This window comes from Methylibium rhizosphaerae, from assembly GCF_006386545.1.
Lineage (GTDB): Bacteria > Pseudomonadota > Gammaproteobacteria > Burkholderiales > Burkholderiaceae_C > Pseudorivibacter > Pseudorivibacter rhizosphaerae.
Window position 1 is genome coordinate 1 of record NZ_SWAR01000052.1, and the last position, 21204, is coordinate 21204.

A 21204-nucleotide genomic window follows, 5' to 3' on the forward strand; every position below is an offset into this window, starting at 1 on the left:
AGCGCGTTCCACGCCCGCTACAACAGTGGCGGCCCGCGCAACCAGCCGTTCCACCCGGCCATGATGGTCAAGGTGCTCGTGTACGCCTATGCCAGCGGCGTGTTCAGCTCGCGCAAGATCGCCGCGCTGCTGAACAAGGGCAAGTCCGCCGACGAGGCCGAGAAGAACGAACCCGAGCTGGACAAGCAGGGCCAGCGCGAGGCGGACATCAAGCGCGGGCGCAGCGACGACGAGGATCGCAAGCCCCGCGGCAAGGACGGCAAGCCCAAGGGCGGGGCTCAGAAGGATGTGCACCTTGCAGGCGGTCTGAGGGCCTCGAAGGGCCTCATTGCGAGCGCATCGGCGACCGAAGCTGGCGCCATGACGCTGTTTGTCTGTTCAGACATCGACGTCGCTCGGCCCTGGCCGTCGCCCCTCACCCCAACCCTCTCAGCCTCCTAGGGCCCGTCAGCGGTGCCGCCCGCTGCGGTGGATGGACCGCAGCAGCCACAACGCGCCGAGCACGGCCACGGTGAAGCCCATCAGTCCGAAGGCCGGCAGGCCGAACAGGCGGGGGCCGGCATCGACGGTCATCACGATCGACGAACCGATGATGAGCGCGGCCACCACCAGGCCCACGGTGAGCCGGCTCACCGCCGCGTCGAGCTGGTCCACCGACTGCTGCAGGCCGTGTACCTCGACATGCACCTGCACCCCGCTGCGCCTGACGGCACGCACCATGCGCACCAGATCGTCCGGCAGTCCGCCGAGAACGCTTGCGGCGCGCTGCACTGAACGCCAGGCCTGCTGCCACAGGGCGGCCGGCCGGTAGCGTGCCCGCACCGCCGTCCGCAGGAGCGGCAGGGCCTCCTGGGCCATGTGGAAGCTCGGGTCCAGCCCGCGGCCCAGGCCTTCGAGCGTGATGAACACCTTGATCAGCAGCGCCAGGTCGGCCGGCAGCATGAGCCGGTGCGCCCGCAGGACGGACGTCACGTCCAGCAGCAGCCGGCCGAGGTTGAGTTCGGCGAGCGGCACGCCGTGATAGGCGTCGAGGAAGTTGTCGATGTCGGCGGCCAGGGTCGCCACCGAGACCCGGCCGCCTCCGGTCCAGTCGAGCAGCACTTCGACCACCGACTCTGCATCGCGCTTCACCAGCCCCAGCAGCAGGTCGAGCAGCTCCGAGCGGCGCCGGTCGGACAGCTTGCCCACCATGCCGAAGTCGATCAGCGCGATGCGGTTGCCCGGCAGGTAGATCACGTTGCCCGGGTGCGGGTCGGCATGAAAGAAGCCGTCGGTGATGACCATCTTCATCACCAGGGCCGCCCCCTTGCGGGCGAGCTCCTGGCGGTCGAGCCCGGCTTCGTCCACGCGGGCGAGGTCCCCGCCCGGGATGCCGTCGATCCATTCCTGGACGTTCACGCCTTCATGGGTCCACGTCCAGATCACCTTCGGGATCACCACCTCCGGGTGCCCGGCGAACTGGCCTGCGATGCGTTCGGCATTGCGGCATTCCTGGGTGAAATCGAGCTCGCGCGCCAGGGACCTCGCAAATTCGCGCACCAGCTCGACCGGCCGGTACGGCTCCAGCTCGGGCCAGTGCCGCACCGCCGACGCCGCGATGCGCTCGAGCAGCCTGACGTCGGCGCCGATGGTTTCGCTCACCCCCGGGCGGCGGATCTTGACGACGACCTCCTGGCCGTCATGCAGGCGCGCGCGATGCACCTGGGCGATGGATGCGGCGGCCAGCGGCTGCTCGTCGAACCAGGCGAACACCTCGTGCGGATCACCGCCGAGGCAGGACACCAACTGGGGCTTCAGCTGCTCGAAAGGCACCGCCGGCACATGGTTGTGCAGCTTCTCGAGTTCGGCGATCCATTCCGGACCGAGCAGGTCCACCCGGCCGGCCAGCACCTGGCCCAGCTTCACGAAAGCCGGCCCGAGTTCCTCGAGCGCGCAGCGCAGCCGTGCGGGCGGTGCGAGCCGTGCCTGCAGGCTGATGCCGTTGCGGTGGGACGCCCGGCCGGCGGCCGCGAGCAGGTGGGCGCCGCCGAGCCGCCTGACCAGGTCCTCGAAGCCGTGGCGCAGCAGGACGCCGACGATCTGCTGCAGGCGGTCCAGCTCGCCCAGGCCGTTGGCGGGGGGATGATCCGCTGCCGCAGACGGGTTCTGCGCCGCCATTTCTCAGTGCGACATCAGGACCGGCAGCGTCATGCTGGCCAGCAGCGTGCGCGTGGCGCCGCCCAGCACACGCTCCGTCCAGCGCGGGCGGCCATAGGCGCCCATCACCAGCAGGTCGGCACCCAGGTCGGCAGCGCGCGAAAGCAGGGCGTTGCCGACGTCGATCTCGGTGGCTTCGAGCCGCACCTGCGCGTCCACGCCGTGCCACATGAGCCAGCGGCGCACCGCCTCGAGCTTCCTGCTGGTGTCGCCTGCATGCACCTCGTCGACCGGGGTGTCGCATTGCACGACGTGGACCTCCTTCGCGCGGCACAGCAGCGGCATCGCATCGGCCACAGCGCGGGCGGCCTCGGGGCCGTCGTTCCAGCCCACCAGCACCCGCTCGGCCAGCGTGTCGAGCCGGCCGGCATAAGGAACCACCAGCGTGGGCCGGGCGCTTTGCAGCACCACCTGCTCCACGGCCTCGCGATCGTCGTCGCGTTCCCCCTGCCCGATGACGACCAGGTCGCTGCAACGGGCGTGGTTGACCACCGAGCGCGCGGTGTCGTCGGTGTCGACCACGCTTTCCACCGACGTGAGCCCGGCGGCGCGGCAGGTTTCCTCGAAGAGGCTGGCCGTGTGCCGCGCCGTGCGGCGCAGGTGCTCCATGCTCTGCTCCAGCATCACCGAGCCCTCGAGGCCCAGCGACACCGGCCTGCGGCCCGCCGGGGCCAGGCCCACCAGGTGGCATTCGAGGCGGCGCGCCAGCCGCATGGCCAGCTCCACCCGCGCGGCGCAGGGGGCCTGATCGTCCAGATGAACCAGCAGGCTTCGGTACATGGGGTGCTCCTCGGGTTGGAAGGGGACTGGCCCATTCTGGAAACGCCGGCGCCCGGGCGGCTTGAGCCAGCGCAAGGCAGGGGCATCGGCTGCGGCGCAACATCGGCGCCAGCATGAACCGGCCCGAACCTGCGCGCTATCTCACCGACGTGCCCCTGAAGGCGGCCATCGGACGGCTCACGCACGGCATTTCGCCGGCCGCCCTGGCGCTGGCCTTCCATGACTGGTGGCTGCACCTGCTGGCTTCACCAGGCAAGCAGATGCAGCTGGCCACCAGTGCCCAGCAGAAGGGGCTGGCCTGGCTGCTCACCCTGCGCGACATGGCGCAGGGCGACGCCCGGGCGCTGAACGAGTCGATCTCGCAGGACAAGCGCTTCGCGCCGCCGCAATGGCAGCAGCCGCCCTACAACCTGCTGGCCCGGGCCTTCCTGCTGACCCAGCAATGGTGGGACGAGGCCACCACCGGCATGCGCGGAGTGGCGGCCCATCACGAACACGTGGCGGAGTTCATGGCCCGCCAGCTGCTGGACACCGTGTCGCCGTCGAACTTCGTGCCGACCAACCCGCAGGTGCTCCAGGCCGCGCTCGAAAGCGGCGGCGCCAACCTGCTGCAGGGTTTCGCGAACTGGGCGCGAGACGCCATGCTGGTGGCCACCGACAGCCCGCCGCCGGGCGCCGAGCGCTTCCGCCCCGGCGAGGCGGTGGCGCTCACCCCCGGCAAGGTGGTCTGGCGCAACCGGCTCGTCGAGCTGATCCAGTACGAGCCGGCCACGCGCACCGTGCTGGCGGAGCCGGTGCTGCTGGTGCCGTCCTGGATCATGAAGTACTACATCCTCGACCTGTCGCCCGGCAACTCGATGGTGCGTTACCTGGTGGGGCAGGGGCACACCGTCTTCATGGTGTCGTGGCGCAACCCGGGCCCGGCCGACGCCGACCTCGGCATGGACGACTACCTGCGGCTGGGGGTGCTCGATGCGCTGGCGGCGGTGCGGCGCGCCCAGCCGGGCCGCAAGGTCCACCTGGCGGGCTATTGCCTGGGCGGCACGCTGGCGGCCATCGCCGCCGCGGTGCTGGCCCGGCAGGCCGGCGACTCGGCGCTCGCGTCGCTGTCGGTGCTGGCCGGCCAGGTGGACTTCAAGGAGCCCGGCGAGCTGGGCCTGTTCATCGACGAAAGCCAGGTCGCCTTCCTGGAGGACGTGATGGCCGAGCAGGGCGTGCTCGACGGGCGGCAGATGGCGGGCGCCTTCGCGCTCATCAACTCGAAGGACCTCGTGTGGTCCAAGCTCGTGCACGAATACCTGATGGGCAACACCACGCCGCTGGACGACCTGCACGCCTGGAACGCCGACGCCACCCGCATGCCGGCGCGCATGCACAGCGACTACCTGCGAAGGTTGTACCTAGGCAACCAGCTGGCCGAAGGGCGCTACGAGGTGGACGGCAGCCCGGTGTCGCTGGACGACATCCGGCTGCCGATGTTCGTGGTGGGCACCGAGCGCGACCACGTGTCGCCGTGGCGTTCGGTCTACAAGGTGCACCAGCTGACGCACACCGAGATCCTGTTCGTGCTGACCACCGGCGGCCACAACGTGGGCATCGTGAACCCGCCGCGCGACGCTGCGCCGATGATCAGCCACCGTGTTGCCGTGACGCCGGCCGACGCGCCGCACCTCGGTGCGCAGGCTTGGGCCGAGCGGGCGCGCCGCCTTCCCGGTTCGTGGTGGCCGACATGGCATGAATGGCTGGTGCAGCACGGGACGCGCGCGCGCCAGGCGCCCCTGCCGGTCGGCGGGCGCGGCCGTTCGCGGCTGGTGCCGCTGTGCGACGCGCCCGGCGAGTACGTGCGGCAGTGAGCCGCGTCAGCTCCTCACCACCAGCACCGGCACCTTGCAGCGGGCCAGCACCTTGGTCGCGACCGAGCCGAGCACCACGTTGGCGAGGGCGCCGTGGCCGTGTGAGCCGAGCATCACCAGGTCGAAGCCGCCCTTTTCAGCCGATGCCGCGACCAGCTTGCCGGGGTCGCCCACCTGGTGCAGGAACAGCGCGTCGATCGCATGCATCTCCAGGAAGCGGCGGATCGGCCTGAACACCTCTTCGGCCTCGGTTTCATAGCGGGCCCGGACGTCGGCATCGCTCAGCAGCGCGGCCAGGCCGTTGGGCAGCGGCAGCAGCGCATGCAGCACGGTGAACTGGCTCGACGGGGCGAGCCATTCCTCATGGGCGGCGAGGTAGGCCAGCATGTGCCGGGTGTACGCGCTGCCGTCAACCGCAAGCAGGATCTTCATGGTGGTGGTCCGTCCGTCGACGGAGGTCGTTGTGCTCGTGCGCACAAGGTAGGCCAGGCAGGGCGGCCCTGCCTTGAGCAAGCGCAAGTCCGCGGGGCATGGGTCGCATGCGCTGCGGGGCTGATCTGGCGCAAGCGCGCGGGTGATGCGCTGGCTAGATTGGGGGTTCCGCGGCACAGGAGGCGCATCGTGCAACCGGACGCAGACCTCAAGAAGGACGTGATGGCCGAGCTGGCCTGGGATCCCGCCGTCAATGCGGGAGCCATCGACCTGTCCGTGCGGCGGGGCCTGGTCTGCGTGAGCGGTCATGTCGACACGCTGTCCCAGAAGCATGCCGTCGAGCAGGCGCTGCGCCGCGTGCCGGGCGTGAAGGCCATCGCGATGGAGTTGCAGGTGGTGCTGCCGCCGGCGCAGGTGCGCAGCGACGCGGAGATCGCGGCGGCGGCCGAACATGCGCTGCGCGGGCAGACGCTGGTGCAGGTCGACAACGTGCGGCTGGGCGTGGACCACGGCTGCATCACCCTGCACGGCGAAGTCGACTGGGACTCGCAGCGCCGCAGCGTCGAGCAGCTGCTGCGCCACCTCACCGGCCTGACCGGTCTGTGCAACGAGATCGTGATCCGGCAGCGGCCGACGCCGACCAACGTGGCGGCCTGCATCGAAGCGGCGCTCCGGCGCCAGGCGGTGCGGCAAGCCCATCGCGTGCAGGTCGAGGTGAACGGCTCGACCGTGAAGCTGGCGGGACGGGTGCATTCGTGGCAGGAGCGCGACGCGGCACAGGGCGCCGCGTGGGCGGCGCCCGGCGTGCGCTGCGTCATCAACGAGATCGACGTGGGCCCTTGATCGCCCACGGCCGGCCTTGACGCCTGTCAAGCCGGCAGCACGGCGACCGCCCGAAGATGGGCCGATGGACACATCGACAGCCGCTGCCCGGCTGGCAGCCGCCCTGGCTGTCGGCCTCATCGTCGGACTGGAACGGGGCTGGCGCGACCGCGGCCTGGCAGAGGGCGCCCGGGTGGCGGGACTTCGAACCTTCGCGCTGCTCGGACTGCTGGGCGGGGCGCTCGCGCTGCTGCAGCCGGCGCTGGGCGCCGGGCCGCTGGTCGCCGGCATCCTGGGCGTGGGCGGCGCCTTTGCCGTGGCCTATGCCATCACCTTGCGGGAGACGGGCAGCCGCAGCCTGACTTCACTCGTGGCGGCGCTCGTCACCCTTGTGCTCGGCGCGCTGGCGGCGCTCGAGCAGGCGGCCGTGGCGGTCGGCTGCGCGGTGCTGACGGCGGTGCTGCTCGACATGAAGCCGGTGCTGCACCGCTGGCTGCGCCTGGTGGAGGCCGACGAGCTGCGGGCCGCGCTGCAGCTGGGGGTGCTGTCGGCCGTGGTGTGGCCGCTGCTGCCGGATACCGGCATGGGTCCTTATGGCGCACTCAACCCGTACCGGCTCTGGCTGGCGGTGGTGCTGGTGGCGGGGCTGTCGCTGGCCGGGCATTTCGCGATGCGGCTGGCCGGACCGCGCGACGGCGTGGTCCTGACCGGGCTCCTGGGCGGGCTCGCCTCGTCCACCGCGGTGACGGTGGCGCTGGCGCGCCGCTCTCGGGAGCAGCCGGGCGCCGCCGCCAGCCTCGCGGCCGGCGTGCTGCTCTCGTGCGGCGTGATGTTCGTGCGGATCGGCATCCTGCTGGCGGCCCTGCAGCCGGTGCTGCTGTCGTCGATGGCCTGGCCGCTGGGGGCGATGGCCGCGATCGTTTTCGCCGCCGGGGCCTGGCTGTGGCGCAGCGGAAGGCGCGGCGAGGCGGATGACCGGAAGTCGCCGGTCGAGGCCCGCTACGACCTGATGACCGCGCTCTCGTTTGCCGCGCTCATGGCGGCGGTGAGCGTGCTGACGCAGGCCCTGCGCGACACCTGGGGCGACGCCGGGCTGTACGCCCTGGCGGCGCTTTCGGGGCTGGCCGACGTGGACGCGATGACGGTGTCGATCGCGCGGCTGCACGCGCTCGACGGAGTCGTCACCTCCGCCGCATCGAATGCCTTGCTGCTGGTGATGGCCAGCAACCTGCTGTCGAAAGGGCTGCTGGCCTGGGGAGTGGGCGGCCGGTGGCTGGGCTGGCGCGTTGTCGCGGGTTTCGCCGCCGCCGTGGCCGGCGGGGCCGTGGCGCTGGCGGCTTCCGCCGGCTGAAACCGCCAGGGCCGATGCGGCCGTTTCGGTAGACTCGCGTCCCGCCTGAGACCGGGCAAACCCGTTCGTCCTGCACGGCCCGCCCGAAAACCAGCCACATCCCGGGCCCCGGCCGCGGGAAAATCACGCCCCATGTCGTCCGCCACCACCTCCACCCCCAAGATCGGTTTCGTCAGCCTGGGCTGCCCCAAGGCCCTGACCGATTCCGAACTCATCCTCACCCAGCTCAGCGCCGAGGGTTACGCCACCAGCAAGACCTTCGAGGGCGCCGACCTGGTGATCGTCAACACCTGCGGCTTCATCGACGACGCGGTGAAGGAAAGCCTGGACACCATCGGCGAGGCGCTGGCCAGCAACGGCCGGGTCATCGTCACCGGCTGCCTGGGCGCCAAGGCAGGCGAGGGCGGCGACAACCTGGTGAAGCAGGTGCACCCCAAGGTGCTGGCCGTCACCGGCCCGCATGCCACCCAGGAGGTGATGGACGCGGTGCACCAGCACGTGCCCAAGCCGCACGACCCCTTCGTCGACCTGGTGCCGGCCGCCGGCGTCAAGCTCACGCCCAAGCACTACGCCTACCTGAAGATCAGCGAGGGCTGCAACCACCGCTGCGCGTTCTGCATCATTCCCAGCATGCGCGGCGACCTGGTCTCGAGGCCGGTGGGCGACGTGCTCAAGGAGGCGCAGGCTCTGTTCGAAGGCGGCGTGAAGGAGCTGCTCGTCATCAGCCAGGACACCTCGGCCTACGGCGTGGACGTGAAGTACCGCACCGGCTTCTGGGACGGCAAGCCGGTCAAGACCCGCATGCTCGACCTGGTGGAGAAGCTCGCCGATCTGGCCGACAGGCACGGCGCCTGGGTGCGGCTGCACTACGTGTATCCGTACCCGCACGTCGACGAGGTGCTGCCGCTCATGGCCTCCGGCCGGGTGCTGCCCTACCTGGACGTGCCGTTCCAGCATGCCCACCCCGACGTGCTCAAGCGCATGAAGCGGCCGGCCAGCGGCGAGAAGAACCTGGAGCGCCTGTCGCGCTGGCGCGAGATCTGCCCGGAGATCGTGGTGCGTTCCACCTTCATCGCCGGCTTCCCCGGCGAAACCGAGGCAGAGTTCGAATACCTGCTCGACTTCATGCGCGAGGCCCGCATCGACCGCGCCGGCTGTTTTGCCTATTCGCCGGTGGAGGGGGCCAGCGCCAATGACCTGCCGGGCGCCCTGCCCGACGAGGTGCGCGAGGAGCGCCGTGCGCGCTTCATGGCGGTGGCCGAGGAGGTGTCTGCCGCCAAGCTGCGCGAGCGCATCGGCGCCACGATGCAGGTGCTGGTGGATTCCGCCCCGGCACTGGGCCGCAAGGGCGGCGTGGGCCGCAGCTATGCCGACGCGCCGGAGATCGACGGGACGGTGAAGCTGCTGCCGCCCGAGAAGGCGTCGAAGACGCTGAAGGTCGGCGAGTTCACCCGTGCCCGCATCGTGGCGGCCGAGGGCCACGACCTGATCGCGCAGCCGATCTGAGCCGTCAGCGCAGCAACTCGATCTCGCGGGCGTCGAGCCTCACCTCGACGCGTGCGTCGTAGCGCAGTCCCTCAATCTCCGGCGCCAGCACCTCCACGATGCTGGGCGACTGGAAGTGGGTCTTTTTGGTCTGCGGATGCGGGTAGTAGACCCAGCAGCCTTCGTACAGGCGGCCTTCGCAGACCAGCTGGCAGCCCGAGAACGAGAAGGTCTCGGGCGGGTGCAGCGGGGTCCATTCGACACGCTCGAAGGTCCATCGGGGCGCCAGCAGGCGGAACGTCCAGGGGGCGATCGAGATGTTGAGCGTGCCTTCGAACAGACCGTCGAGGTCGAGCCCGCGTTCGCGGAAGAAGGGCTTCTGCATCCGGATGGAGCTGTCGGGGTAGGGCGAGGTCTCGCCGCGCCCGGAGGCCACCTGGTGGCCGGGCATCACCACCCCCTTGACCGCCTGCCAATGGGAATGGGGCATGGTCAGGCTCCCAGCTTCAGGAACAGGTCGCGGTCGGGCGCGAACTGCGCATACAGGGGCAGCAGGGCGCCGCCGATCGCCCGGGCGTCGGAGCCGATGGTGCCCGGCAGCACCTGGGGCCGCCAGACGCCTTCCCAGCTGTAGGCGTCCTGCGCGCGGGCGATGCAACGCATCAGCGCGTCGAGCAGCGTGGGGTGGAATGAGCCGTCGACGATCACCGCTTCGAGGTCGAGCAGGCAGGCGGCGTTGTGTATCGCCAGCGCGATGCCGCCGGCAGCCTGCCGCAGCCAGGCCTCGGTGTGCGCAAGCCACTCGCCTTGCAGCGCGCGCTCGTCGTTGCAGGCCGCCGGGTCGAGCCCGGCCTCGGCGAACAGGCGTTCAAGGTTGAACAGCGATGCCGAGCTCAGCAGCTGGGGCGGCATCTGCCGGCCCTCCTGGGTGGCCGACAGGGCGAACGAGCCCACCGCGCCGGCGTTGCCGTGCACCCCGCCGCGCAGGTGGCTGTCGATGACCAGGCCGCCGCCGATGAAGGTGTCGACGAACACGTGCAGGAAGGTGCGCATGCTGCGGCCGCGCCCGGCCACCAGTTCGGCCACGCAGGCGGCCGCGGTGTCCTTGGCGAATTCGACCGGCAGCCCGGTGATGGCCTCGATGCGCTGGCGGATGTCGACGCCGTCCCAGTGGTGGGCCTGCTCGTCCGAGATGCCCAGCACCTGCTGCCAGCCGCCGATGGACAGCGGCGCCGCCACGCCGGCGCCGCACAGGCGGCCGGCCAGCGCCGGGCCGAGGCTGGCCCGCACGTCGCCGATCAGGGCCTGCAGATGGCCGAACAGGGTGCCGGGGTCCGGGAAGGCATAGCTCACCGAGCGCCGCTCGCGCACCTGGCCGGCGAAGTCCATCAGCAGCACATCGGCGCTGCGCCGGCCGATCTCGATACCCAGCGTGAAGGCGCCGTCGGGGGCCAGTGCGATGGGCACCGAGGGTTGGCCCACCTTGCCGCGCACGGGCTCCCGCTTGGTGACGAGGCCGTCGTCCAGCAGGCCCGCGATGATGAGCGAGATGGCCTGCGCCGAGAGGTGGGTGAGCCGTGCCAGCTCGGCCTTCGGCGTGGGGCCGTGCAGGCGGATGGCCTGCAGCACCACGCGCTCGTTGAATTCGCGCACGCCGCCCTGGTTCGAGCCCCGGGGTTTGAGGTGCGGCTGCGCGGCGGCGGCTGGACTCGCTTCTTGGAGCATCGGTTCGAGGGCGGCGCTAGGCCGCTAGGACCTGGGCGATCACGCCCTTGCGGAAGATGAAGTTGGCGAAGGGTTGCAGTTCGCCCGTGACCACGATGGCGCGGGCCGACGAGCGCACGCGATCGTAGAACGCAAAACGTTCGATGGCCTGGGCGGCTTCGCAGATGTCGTGCGAGGCCATCCATTCGATGACGCCGCGCTGCACCGCCGAGACGAAGCCTTCGGGCCGGCCGCTGACCTGCATGTAGCACGCCGGCGGGCCGCCATCGGCGTCGAGCGGCAGCACCGACAGCACGGCTTCGCAGGCGCGCTGCAGGCCCACGCCGGGCAGCCGGATCACCGGCTTGCCGCCGGCCAGGGTCTCGGCGGTGAAGTTGGCGTCGGCCACCACGATCTCGTCGCCGTGGCCCATGGCGGCGAGCACGTGCAGCAGCTCGGGCGACAGCAGCGGGTCGATGTTCTTGAGCATGGTGGGCAGCCTTCAGGCCAGCGCTTCGGCGGGCAGGTCCTCGATCTTCATGGCGCCGGTCATCACCGCCACCGTGTCCGACATCGAGATGCCCCGGGGGTTGAGCACCGCGGCGCGCCGGCCGAGCCGCTGCACGTGGATGCGGTCGGCGATCTCGAACACGTGCGGCATGTTGTGGCTGATGAGGATGACCGGCAGGCCCTTGTCGCGCACCCGGCGGATGAGCTCCAGCACCATGTTGCCTTCCTTCACGCCGAGCGCGGCGGTGGGCTCGTCCATGATGACCACGTGCCGCGCGAAGGCCGCGCTGCGGGCCACCGCCACGCCCTGGCGCTGGCCGCCGGAGAGGGTTTCGACCGCCTGGGTCATCGAGCGGATGCCGATCTTCAGGTCCGCCATGTGGGTGGTGGCCTCCTTGAGCATGCGCGGCTTGTCGAGCACCTTGAGCAGCCTGCCCATGAGGCCAGGCTTCAGCACCTCGCGGCCGAGGAACAGGTTCTCGGCGATGGTCATCGCGGGGGCGACGGCGAGGTCCTGGTAGACCGTCTCGATGCCCTGGCGGCGCGCGTCGATCGGGCTCTTGAAGTGGACCGGCCGGCCGTCGAGCAGGATCTCGCCTTCGTCGGGCACCAGGGCGCCCGACAGCGCCTTGATGAGGCTGGACTTGCCGGCGCCGTTGTCGCCGATCACCGCCAGGATCTCGCCGGCGCGCACTTCGAAGTCGGCGCCGTCGAGGGCGGTGACATGGCCGTAGCGCTTGACCAGGCCGCGCGCCTGCAGCACCGGCACGTTGGCGGCAGCGGCCGCCACGGAGTGGGGGAGGGGTGCGTTCATCGTGAGCGGTGCGAGAGTTGGTCGGTCGCCACCGCGAGGATGACGAGGATGCCGGTGATGAGGATCTGGTAGACCGACGACACGCCCATCAGCGTGAGGCCGTTGCGGAACACGCCCACGATGAGCGCGCCGATCAGCGTGCCGATGATGAGCCCGCGGCCGCCGAACAGGCTGGTGCCGCCCAGCACCACCGCGGTGATGCTGTCCAGGTTCTCGGTCTGGCCGGCCTGCGGGTCGCCGACGCCGGTGCGGGCGATCGAAAGCAGCGAGGCGATGCCGTAGAACAGCCCGGCCAGCACGTACACGCAGATCAGCACGCGGTCGGTGGAAATGCCGGTCAGGCGCGCGGCTTCCTTGTTGTTGCCCACCGCGTAGACGTGGCGGCCGGGCGCCGTGTCGCGCAGGCCCCACCACATGAGCGCGTACAGCGCGAGCATGAGCACCGTGCCGTAGTTCATGCTGGTGTCGCCGAAGCCGAAAGTGTTGCCCAGCCAGGTGTGCTCGGCCGGCAGGTCGGTCACTGTCTGCGCCGCGGCGTACAGCTGCGTCACCGCGAAGGCGATGTTCATCGTGCCCAGCGTCACGATGAAGGGCGGCAGCTTGATCTTGGTGACCAGCAGGCCGTTGAGCAGGCCGAAGCCCATGGTCACCGCCATGCCGCAGGCAATGGCCAGCAGGGGCGGCAGGCCGTGGTCCACCGCGAACTTGCTCATGACGATGGAGCCCAGCGCCATGACCATGCCGCACGACAGATCGATGCCGGCGGTGAGGATGATCAGCGTCTGGCCGATGGCGATGACGCCCACCACCATGACCTGCTGCAGGATCAGCGAGAAGTTGCCCGCCGACAGGAAGCGGTCGGACTGGAACGAGAAGAACACGCAGGCGGCCAGCAGGGCCAGCAGCGGGCCCAGCGTGGCCATCGGCGGCAGGTGGTGTTTCCAGGCGGTCATGTTGCGGGCGTTGAGGGCAGGGGCACCAAGGCCCCCGCGGTCATGAGCGGAGAGTCCCATGGTGCACCCGCCTTACTTCTTGCCCCAGCAGAGGTCGAGGCCGGTCTTGGTGTCCTTGCTGTCCACGCCCGAGACGGACTTGTCGGCGATCAGCATGACGCCGGTGTCGGTGTAGCCGGCGACCTTCTTGCCGGTCTTCGCATACTCGACGCCGGCTTCGACGCCCATGGCGGCCATCTTCAGCGGGTACTGCTGCGAGGTGGCGGCGATGTTGCCGGCCTTCACGTCGCGCACGCCCTGGCAGCCGCCGTCCACCGACACGATCAGCACGTTCTTTTCCTTGCCGGCGGCCTTGAGCGCCTTGTACGCACCGGCGGCGGCCGGCTCGTTGATCGTGTAGACGAGGTTGATGTCGGGGTTCTTCTGGAGGCAGTTCTCCATGCCGGTCTGGCCCTTGGCCTGGTCGCCGTAGCTGTCGGCCATGCACACCACGTCGGGGGTCTTGAGCAGCTCGGTCGTCTTGGCATCGGCCTTGGCGCCGTTGAAGCCGGCGAGGAAGCCGTTGTGGCGCTGGATGCCCACCGGGTGGCCGGGGAACAGGTCGAGCGTGGCGATCCTGGCCGGCTTGCCGCCCAGCGCTGCCTTGGCGTACTGCCCGATCAGCACGCCGGCCTTGAAGTTGTCGGTCGCGAAGAGCGCGTCCACCGCCTCCACCGGCTCGGTGGGGCTGTCCAGCGCGATGACCATCACGCCCTTTTCGCGGGCCTTCTTGACGGCCGGCACGATGGCCTTGGAGTCGTTCGGCGTGATGAGGATGGTCTTGGCGCCGGCGGCCATCATGTTCTCGATCGCGGTCACCTGGCCGGCGTTGTCGCCGTCGGCCTTGCCGGCGGCGGACAGCAGCTTGGCGCCCTTGGCCGTGGCCGCCTGCTGCGCGCCTTCCTTCATCTTCACGAAGAAGGGGTTGGTCTCGGTCTTGGTGATGAGGCCGATGACCGGCTGGTCGGCGGCTTGTGCGCTGCACATGGCAGCCAGGGCGGCGAGGGCGAAGGCGGTGCGGATCGGTTTCAAGCTCGTCTCCTTTGGTGGTTTGGGTTCAGCCCGGCGTTGCCGGTGCAGCCGCGTATTGCCGGCTTGCGGAAAAGTATAGGAAGGCATCCGTTAATAAATCAACCGACTTTATTAATGGAAAACCCCGATGCCGGGCGGAGGGAGGGCGCGAAAAATCCGGCCGATGCGCGGCTCTTCCGTGGCCGCATGTCCGTTGCCGGGAAAGCCCATGTCCGCCCTGTTCGTCGCCGCCGGCGAAGCCCTCATCGACCTGATCCAGCAACCCGATGGCCGCTATGAGGCCTGCCTCGGCGGCTCGGTCTTCAACTTCTGCATCGCGCTGGCGCGCCTGCGCGTGCCCACCGCCTATGCCAACCCGCTGTCCCACGACCCGTTCGGCCGCCGCTTCGCGCAGCGGCTGCAGGAAGACGGCGTGCGCATGCTGTCCGGTGCCTCCGACGACGCGCCCACCTCGCTCGCGGTGGTGTCGCTCGACGCGCAGGGCAAGGCCAGCTACAGCTTCCACCGCGCCCATGTGGCCGATCGCCGCATCGACGTGGAGGCGCTGCTGCCGCAGCTGGGTCAGGCCGCCGGTGTGCACATCGGCGGGCTGGCGCTGGTGCCCGACGACGTGGGGCGCTATGTCCGCATCGCCCAGGCGGTGGCCGCCGCCGGCGGTGTGGTTTCGGTGGACGCGAACCTGCGTCCGGCGGTCGTGCCCGAGGCGGCGCGTTATGCCGAGGGTGTGCTGCAGGCGCTGGCACAAGGGCATCTGGTGAAGGTGAGCGACGAGGACCTGCTGCACCTGGGGCTGGTGGCCGACCTGCAGGACGAGCAGGCGCTGGTGGTTGCGGCCCGTTCGCTGCTGCAAAGGCCTGGCGTGGCCACCCGCATCGTGGCGCTGACCCGCGGCGCGCAGGGCGCCGATCTGTTGACCGGCAGCCTGCAGGTGAGGGCCGAGCCGCCCGAGGGTCTGGTGGTGCAGGACACGGTGGGCGCGGGCGACTGCTTCATGGCCGGCCTGGTGGCCGGCCTGCACGCCGCCGGTGTGCTGCAGCCGGCCGCGCTCGGCAGCGCGTCACCACCGGTACTGGCGGACGCGCTGCAGCTCGCGGTGGCGGGCGCTTCCGTCGACGTGACGCGAGTGGGCTGCGACCCGGCTCGCTGGGAAGATGCACAGGCGATGAAGGCGCGGGTGAAGCTGGCTACGATCGCCGGATGACCCAAGACCCCCGCAAGCCCCCGCGAGCGCTCGACACCGAGCTGATCCACCACCCCTATCTGCCGCCGCAGGACTTCGAGTCGGTGGCGCCCGGCGTCTTCAAGGGCTCGACGATCTTCTTTCCCGACGTGGCCGCGCTGCGGGCACGCCGCTGGATCGACAAGAGCGGCTACACCTACGGCCTGCACGGCACGCCGACCAGCTTCACCCTCGAGGAGCGCCTGGCCACGCTCGAAGGCGGGCGCCACACGCTGCTCGTGCCGAGCGGCCTGGCGGCCATCGCGCTGGTGGACACGGCGCTGCTCAAGGCCGGCGACGAGGTGCTGCTGCCGGACAACGTCTACGGCCCCAGCCGCGAGTTCGCGCGGCACGAGCTGGCCCGCTGGGGCATCACCCACCGCTTCTACGACCCATCGGATGCCGGCTCGCTGGGATCGCTGCTGTCTGCCGCCACGCGGCTGGTGTGGCTCGAAGCGCCCGGCTCGGTCACGATGGAATTCCCCGACCTGCGGGGCCTGGTGCGGCTGGCGCGCGCGGCCGCGCCGCGGCCGGTCGTCGCGCTGGACAACACCTGGGGTGCGGGCCTGGCTTTCAAGCCCTTCGACCTGGGCGAGGGGCTTGCGGTGGACATCAGCGTGCATGCGCTGACGAAATACCCGTCCGGCGGCGGCGACGTGCTGATGGGCTCGGTCACCACCACGGATTCGAAGCTGCACGAGCAGCTGGCGCTGTCGCGCAGCCGGCAGGGGCAGGGCGTCGCCGCGAACGACGTCGAGACGCTGCTGCGCTCGCTGCCGTCGCTGCCGCTGCGCTATGCCGCGCAGGACGCCACCGGGCGGCAGCTGGCGCACTGGTGCAGGGCCCGGCCGGAGATCACGCGGGTGCTGCACCCGGCGCTGGAAGGATCGCCCGGGCATGAGCACTGGGCATCACTGTGCAGCGCAGCCGCCGGCCTCTTCACCGTGGAGCTCGATGCCCGCTACACGCAGGCGCAGGTGGATGCGTTCGTCAACGCGCTGCGGCTGTTCCGCATCGGCTGGTCATGGGGCGGGCCGGTGAGCCTGGCGGTGCCTTACCGCGCCCAGAGCCTGCGCAGCCTGCCGGTTCCATACGGCGGGGCGCTGGTGCGGTTCTCGGCGGGGCTGGAGTCTGCGCAGGACCTGATCGCGGACCTCGAGCAGGCGCTGCAGGTGTTGAAGGGCAGAGGGGGCCGAGGGGCTGAATGACGCGAGGTCATTCCTTCGGGTTCGACGACACCTTGTGCCGCATCAGCCGGCCCTTCTCACGTTCCCAGTCGCGCTTCTTCTCTGTCTCGCGCTTGTCGTGCAGCTGCTTGCCCTTGGCCAGCGCGATGTCGGCCTTCACGCGGCCGGCCTTGTAGTGCAGGTTCAGCGGCACCAGGGTGTAGCCCTTCTGCTCGACCTTGCCGACCAGGCGCCGGATCTCGTCCTTGTGCATCAGCAGCTTCTTCGTGCGGTCGGCCTCGGGCCGCACGTGCGTCGAGGCGGTGCGCAGCGGGTTGATGCGGCAGCCGATGAGGAACAGCTCGCCGTCGCGGATGACCACGTAGCCGTCGGTGAGCTGCACCTGGCCTGAGCGAACGGCCTTCACCTCCCAGCCTTCGAGCACGATGCCGGCCTCGAAGCGCTCTTCGATGAGGTAGTTGAAGTGGGCCTTCTTGTTTTCTGCGATGGGCGACATGGCAAGCCAGTTGAGGCCGGAGCCTCTCAATACAATCGCGCGATTGTGAAGCACGTCAAGAAGTCGGTCCTGCTCTGGTATTCGCCGCACGAGATGTACGAGCTGGTGACAGCGGTGGACGAATACCCCAAGTTCCTGCCCTGGTGCGAGCGGGCCGAGGTGCTGGAGCACCACGGCGGCGGCATGACCGCGAGGCTGCACCTGTCCTATCACGGCGTGCGCCATGCCTTCACCACCCGCAATGCCCACACCATCGGCGAGCGCGTGGTGGTCGACCTCGTGGACGGTCCCTTTTCCCAACTCGAAGGCGAGTGGCGCTTCCTGCCCCTGGGCACCCCTGCGGCCGACGCGCAGCCGGGCGCGGGCGCCTCTGCCTGCAAGATCGAATTCGAGCTGCGCTACGCGTTCTCGAGCCGCGCGCTCGAGGCGGTGGTGAGCCCGGTGTTCGACCGGGTGGCCAACACCTTCGTCGATTCGTTCGTCAAGCGCGCCGAGCAGGTGTATGGCGCGCGCTGAATCGCAGGCGGTGGCCCTCCTGCGCGTCGAGGTGGCTTACAGCCCCGCGCCGCGCCAGGTCGATGTGGTGGTGGTCGAGCTGCCCGAAGGCGCCACGGTGTTGCACGCGCTGCGTGCGAGCCGGCTGCTGGAGCGGCACCCGGAGATCGACCTGTCGGTCCAGCGGGTCGGGGTGTGGGGTCGTGCGGTCGGGCTGGCCGAGCCGCTGCGGGCCTCAGATCGCGTGGAGGTCTACCGCGGCCTGCGGGTGGACCCGAAGGAGGCGCGCCGCCAGCGCTACCGCTCGCACAAGCAGGAGCGGGTCAGGCGCTGATCGCTGATGAGCCTTAGCCGCACTCCGACGCGATGATCTGCTTCGTGCGCTCCATTTCCTTGGCGCGCGCAGCGTCGTCGAGGATCTCGCGCTCGCCCTTTTCGTTGGTGCGGGCGATGCGGATGCCGTCATCCAGGGTGCGCTGGTAGCCCTTGGCGCGCTGGCAGTTTTCGGCGCGCGTCTTGGCGAGCTTTTCTTCTTCGGCCTTGCGCTTGGCGGCGTCTTCCTGTTCCTGCTGCTTCTTCTTCGCTTCGAGCTGCGGGTCCGACGCCCGCACGGCGGGCGGCTGCGCAGAAGGTGCCACCGGGGTCAGGCTCGACGGCGCGACCGCCACCGCGCGGCCGCCGGCCGGCTTGGACAGGATGTCCTTTTCGGCCACGCCGGGCGGCGGCGGGCGGTCGCTGTACTGCACGCGGCCATCCTTGTCTCGCCATTTCCATTGCGCAATGGAAGGCGTTGCGAGGGCAACGCCCAGCAGGGCCAGAACGATGAGGCGGGCAGTGCATTTCATAGCCGGCGAGTTTAGCGGCCGCCCCCCGCGACGCGAAGCGTGACTCCCCGCAGTGACCTCGCCGGAACTGTGAGGAAATGCACGTTCCGGGGCGGCGGCTCCGGTCTTCCAAAGGTGTTTGCAGCGCCTCCGTATAATCCGCTTTTGCGTCTGGAGCTTCCTCATGCGCCTTCTTGGCAAAGCGCTCACCTTCGACGACGTGTTGTTGGTGCCGGCGTATTCCCAGGTGTTGCCACGCGACACCAGCCTCTCGACCCGACTCTCCCGCAACATCACCCTGAACCTGCCGCTGGTGTCCGCAGCCATGGACACGGTGACGGAAGCGCGCCTGGCCATCGCCATCGCGCAGGAGGGCGGCATCGGCATCGTTCACAAGAACATGACGCCCAAGCAGCAGGCGGCCGAGGTGTCGCGCGTGAAGCGCTACGAGTCCGGCGTGCTGCGCGACCCGATCACCATCTCGCCCGGCGTCAAGGTGCGCGACGTGATCGAGCTGTCGCGCCAGCACGGCATTTCCGGCTTTCCGGTCGTCGAGGAAGGCAAGGTGGTGGGCATCATCACCGGCCGCGACCTGCGCTTCGAGACCCGGCTCGACGCCCCGGTACGTGAGGTGATGACGCCGCGCGAGCGCCTCATCACGGTGAAGGAAGGCTCCGCGCCGGCGGAAGCCAAGGCCCTGATGCACAAGCACAAGCTCGAGCGCGTGCTTGTCGTGAACGACGCCTTCGAGCTGCGCGGCCTGGTGACGGTGAAGGACATCACCAAGCAGAGCAACTTCCCGAACGCGGCGCGCGACCCGCACGGCAAGCTGCGCGTGGGCGCCGCGGTCGGCGTGGGCGAGGGCACCGAGGAGCGCGTCGAACTGCTCGCGAAGGCCGGCGTCGACGCCATCGTGGTCGACACCGCCCACGGCCACAGCAAGGGCGTGATCGACCGCGTGCGCTGGGTCAAGCAGAACTTCCCTCAGGTCGACGTCATCGGCGGCAACATCGCCACGGGGGCGGCAGCCCTGGCGCTGGCCGAGGCCGGCGCCGACGCGGTGAAGGTCGGCATCGGCCCCGGCTCGATCTGCACCACCCGCATCGTCGCGGGCGTGGGCGTGCCGCAGATCATGGCCATCGACAACGTGGCCACCGCGCTCAGGGGCAGCGGCGTGCCGCTCATCGCCGACGGCGGCATCCGCTACTCGGGCGACATCGCCAAGGCCATTGCTGCGGGCGCATGCACCGTCATGATGGGCGGCATGTTCGCCGGCACCGAAGAGGCGCCGGGCGAAGTGATCCTGTACCAGGGCCGCAGCTACAAGAGCTACCGCGGCATGGGCTCCATCGGCGCCATGCAGCAGGGCTCTGCCGACCGCTACTTCCAGGACAACACCGGCGCCAATCCCAACGCCGACAAGCTGGTGCCCGAAGGCATCGAAGGACGCGTGCCTTACAAGGGCTCGGTGGTGGCCATCCTGTTCCAGATGGCCGGCGGCCTGCGCGCCTCGATGGGCTACTGCGGCTGCGCCACGATCGACGAGATGCGCGAGCGCGCCGAGTTCGTGGAGATCACCGCGGCCGGCATTCGCGAGAGCCACGTGCACGACGTGCAGATCACCAAGGAAGCGCCGAACTATCGAATGGAGTGATGCTCCTGCCGACCTCGCCACGCCGCCCGGTCCCGACCGGGCGGTGCGGTTTCTGAAGCCTCACCGTGACGAACGAAGCCAACCGATCCCCCGATCGCAGCCACAAGCCGCGCCGCGAAGCGGCCATGCCCTTCATCCTGGTCGCGGTGCTGATCGACATGGTGTCGATCGGCCTGATCATCCCGGTGCTGCCGCCGCTGGTGGGCACCTTCACCGGCTCGCAGGCCGACCAGGCGTTCTGGTTCGGCGCCGTGATGTTCGCCTTCGGCATCGCCAACTTCTTCGGCTCGCCGGTGCTGGGGGCGCTGTCCGACCACTACGGCCGCCGGCCGGTGCTGCTGATCGGCTTCTGCGGGCTGGCGGTGAGCTTTTTCGTCACGGCACTGGCCACGCACCTGTGGATGCTGATCGCGGTGCGCCTGGTGAGCGGCGCCATGCAGGCGAACGTGGCGGTGGCCAACGCCTACGTGGCCGACATCACGCCGCCTGAAGACCGCGCCAAGCGGTTCGGCCTGCTGGGTGCCATGTTCGGGCTGGGCTTCATCCTCGGGCCGGTGATGGGCGGCCTGCTCGGCGCGCTGGACCTGCACCTGCCGTTCTACGTGGCCGGCACGCTGGCCCTGCTGAACTGGCTCTACGGCTTTTTCGTGCTGCCCGAGTCGCTGCCGGTCGAGCGCCGCCGCGCGGTCGACTGGAGCCGCGCCAACCCGATCTCGTCGCTCAAGGCGCTCACCCGGCTCAAGGGCGTGGGCCTGCTGGTCGTGGTCATCGGCATCAGCGGCCTGGCGCAGTTCATCCTGCACACGACCTGGGTGCTGTACACCCAGTTCAAGTTCGGCTGGGGGCCGAGCGAGAACGGCTGGTCGCTGTTTGCGGTGGGCGTGATGTCCGCCCTGGTGCAGGGGTTGCTGCTGGGGCGCCTGCTGAAGCACTTCTCGGCGCAGCGGCTGGCGGTGATGGGGCTGGTGTCCTCGACCGTGTGCTTCGCGCTCTGGGGGGCCGCCACCGAAGGCTGGATGATGTACGCGGTGATCTTCGCCAACGTGCTCGGGTTCGCTGCCGCAGCCTCCATCCAGAGCATCGTGTCCAACGCCGCCGACCACCGCACGCAAGGCCAGACCATGGGCGCGGTGGCCTCGCTCAACAGCGCCATGGCCGTGCTCGCGCCGGTCGTCGGCGCGCCCCTGCTGGGGGCGGTGTCGGACCTACCGGCGGGCGACTGGCGCATCGGCGCGCCTTACTACTTCTGCTCCGCGCTGCAGCTGACGGCCACGCTGCTGGCGCTGCGCCACTTCCGCACCCAGCGTGAGCATCGCCTGCGGGCCGCCACCACACCTTCCTCGACCTGAGCGCACACA

At 70.0% G+C, this 21204-nt stretch carries 21 protein-coding genes and 1 pseudogene; 11 read left to right on the forward strand and 11 right to left on the reverse strand.

Annotated elements, in window-relative coordinates:
• Window positions 1-282, forward strand: a pseudogene (locus E8D38_RS24825) (transposase); the annotation flags it as partial.
• Between the two features lie 165 nt (window positions 283-447).
• Here E8D38_RS24825 and E8D38_RS24830 read toward each other — a convergent pair.
• Window positions 448-2157: an ABC1 kinase family protein gene (locus E8D38_RS24830; protein WP_140636768.1), complete on the reverse strand. Its 1710-nt coding sequence runs from the start codon at window positions 2155-2157 to the stop codon at window positions 448-450.
• Window positions 2158-2160: 3 nt separating this feature from the next.
• On the reverse strand, window positions 2161-2976 hold the full coding sequence (locus E8D38_RS24835; RefSeq protein ID WP_140636770.1) for a universal stress protein: 816 nt from the start codon (window positions 2974-2976) through the stop codon (window positions 2161-2163).
• Between the two features lie 113 nt (window positions 2977-3089).
• Between E8D38_RS24835 and E8D38_RS24840 the strand changes: the two genes are divergently transcribed.
• Window positions 3090-4829, forward strand: a complete 1740-nt coding sequence (locus tag E8D38_RS24840) for a PHA/PHB synthase family protein (protein WP_140636772.1) — start codon at window positions 3090-3092, stop codon at window positions 4827-4829.
• 6 nt (window positions 4830-4835) lie between these two features.
• On the opposite strand, the gene E8D38_RS24845 is transcribed toward E8D38_RS24840, so the two are convergent.
• Window positions 4836-5261, reverse strand: a complete 426-nt coding sequence (locus E8D38_RS24845; protein ID WP_140636774.1) for a universal stress protein — start codon at window positions 5259-5261, stop codon at window positions 4836-4838.
• A 189-nt stretch (window positions 5262-5450) separates the two neighbouring features.
• On the opposite strand from E8D38_RS24845, the gene E8D38_RS24850 reads away from it, so the two are divergent.
• From E8D38_RS24850 to rimO, 3 genes are all read left to right on the forward strand, one after another.
• Window positions 5451-6104: a BON domain-containing protein gene (locus tag E8D38_RS24850; RefSeq protein ID WP_140636776.1), complete on the forward strand. Its 654-nt coding sequence runs from the start codon at window positions 5451-5453 to the stop codon at window positions 6102-6104.
• Window positions 6105-6168: 64 nt separating this feature from the next.
• Window positions 6169-7434, forward strand: coding sequence for an MgtC/SapB family protein (locus E8D38_RS24855; protein ID WP_140636778.1), 1266 nt, complete (start codon window positions 6169-6171; stop codon window positions 7432-7434).
• Window positions 7435-7566: 132 nt separating this feature from the next.
• Window positions 7567-8940, forward strand: a complete 1374-nt coding sequence (gene rimO, locus E8D38_RS24860; protein ID WP_140636779.1) for a 30S ribosomal protein S12 methylthiotransferase RimO — start codon at window positions 7567-7569, stop codon at window positions 8938-8940.
• 4 nt (window positions 8941-8944) lie between these two features.
• Here the strand turns inward: rimO and E8D38_RS24865 are convergent, their stop codons facing one another.
• The 6 genes from E8D38_RS24865 to E8D38_RS24890 all read right to left on the reverse strand — a co-directional run bounded on the left by E8D38_RS24865 (window position 8945) and on the right by E8D38_RS24890 (window position 13926).
• Window positions 8945-9409 (reverse strand): hypothetical protein, encoded by a 465-nt coding sequence (locus E8D38_RS24865; protein ID WP_140636781.1) that lies wholly within the window; start codon window positions 9407-9409, stop codon window positions 8945-8947.
• A gap of 2 nt (window positions 9410-9411) precedes the next feature.
• On the reverse strand, window positions 9412-10644 hold the full coding sequence (locus E8D38_RS24870; RefSeq protein ID WP_140636783.1) for an ROK family transcriptional regulator: 1233 nt from the start codon (window positions 10642-10644) through the stop codon (window positions 9412-9414).
• A 16-nt stretch (window positions 10645-10660) separates the two neighbouring features.
• On the reverse strand, window positions 10661-11113 hold the full coding sequence (locus tag E8D38_RS24875; RefSeq protein ID WP_140636786.1) for an RbsD/FucU family protein: 453 nt from the start codon (window positions 11111-11113) through the stop codon (window positions 10661-10663).
• 12 nt (window positions 11114-11125) lie between these two features.
• The gene (locus E8D38_RS24880) at window positions 11126-11947 is read right to left on the reverse strand and encodes an ATP-binding cassette domain-containing protein (protein ID WP_140636788.1); all 822 of its coding nucleotides are present in this window, start codon (window positions 11945-11947) and stop codon (window positions 11126-11128) included.
• Window positions 11944-12900, reverse strand: coding sequence for an ABC transporter permease (locus tag E8D38_RS24885; RefSeq protein WP_140636790.1), 957 nt, complete (start codon window positions 12898-12900; stop codon window positions 11944-11946). The genes E8D38_RS24880 and E8D38_RS24885 overlap by 4 nt, the downstream gene beginning before the upstream one ends.
• A 72-nt stretch (window positions 12901-12972) precedes the next feature.
• Entirely contained in the window at window positions 12973-13926 is a 954-nt protein-coding gene (locus E8D38_RS24890; RefSeq protein WP_181179411.1) for a sugar ABC transporter substrate-binding protein, read from the reverse strand.
• A gap of 253 nt (window positions 13927-14179) precedes the next feature.
• On the opposite strand from E8D38_RS24890, the gene E8D38_RS24895 reads away from it, so the two are divergent.
• Both E8D38_RS24895 and E8D38_RS24900 read left to right on the forward strand, forming a co-directional pair.
• Window positions 14180-15172, forward strand: a complete 993-nt coding sequence (locus tag E8D38_RS24895) for a PfkB family carbohydrate kinase (RefSeq protein WP_181179410.1) — start codon at window positions 14180-14182, stop codon at window positions 15170-15172.
• A complete protein-coding gene (locus tag E8D38_RS24900; RefSeq protein WP_140636796.1) occupies window positions 15169-16398 on the forward strand; it encodes a PLP-dependent transferase in 1230 nt (409 codons plus the stop codon). Before E8D38_RS24895 ends, E8D38_RS24900 begins: the two co-directional genes overlap by 4 nt.
• Window positions 16399-16405: 7 nt before the next feature.
• On the opposite strand, the gene smpB is transcribed toward E8D38_RS24900, so the two are convergent.
• Window positions 16406-16873 (reverse strand): SsrA-binding protein SmpB, encoded by a 468-nt coding sequence (gene smpB, locus E8D38_RS24905; RefSeq protein WP_140636798.1) that lies wholly within the window; start codon window positions 16871-16873, stop codon window positions 16406-16408.
• 45 nt (window positions 16874-16918) lie between these two features.
• Between smpB and E8D38_RS24910 the strand changes: the two genes are divergently transcribed.
• Together E8D38_RS24910 and E8D38_RS24915 are read left to right on the forward strand one after the other, a co-directional pair.
• A complete protein-coding gene (locus tag E8D38_RS24910) occupies window positions 16919-17389 on the forward strand; it encodes a type II toxin-antitoxin system RatA family toxin (protein ID WP_140636800.1) in 471 nt (156 codons plus the stop codon).
• Window positions 17376-17702: an RnfH family protein gene (locus E8D38_RS24915; RefSeq protein ID WP_140636802.1), complete on the forward strand. Its 327-nt coding sequence runs from the start codon at window positions 17376-17378 to the stop codon at window positions 17700-17702. The genes E8D38_RS24910 and E8D38_RS24915 overlap by 14 nt, the downstream gene beginning before the upstream one ends.
• A gap of 13 nt (window positions 17703-17715) precedes the next feature.
• Here E8D38_RS24915 and E8D38_RS29440 read toward each other — a convergent pair whose 3' ends face one another.
• On the reverse strand, window positions 17716-18486 hold the full coding sequence (locus E8D38_RS29440) for a DUF4124 domain-containing protein (RefSeq protein WP_342779609.1): 771 nt from the start codon (window positions 18484-18486) through the stop codon (window positions 17716-17718).
• Here E8D38_RS29440 and guaB point away from each other — a divergent pair.
• The gene (gene guaB / locus E8D38_RS24925) at window positions 18377-19846 is read left to right on the forward strand and encodes an IMP dehydrogenase (RefSeq protein WP_140636807.1); all 1470 of its coding nucleotides are present in this window, start codon (window positions 18377-18379) and stop codon (window positions 19844-19846) included. The two genes, E8D38_RS29440 and guaB, sit on opposite strands and share 110 nt — an antisense overlap.
• Before the next feature lie 65 nt (window positions 19847-19911).
• Window positions 19912-21195, forward strand: a complete 1284-nt coding sequence (locus tag E8D38_RS24930) for a TCR/Tet family MFS transporter (RefSeq protein ID WP_140636810.1) — start codon at window positions 19912-19914, stop codon at window positions 21193-21195.
• The last annotated feature ends 9 nt before the right edge of the window (window positions 21196-21204 follow it).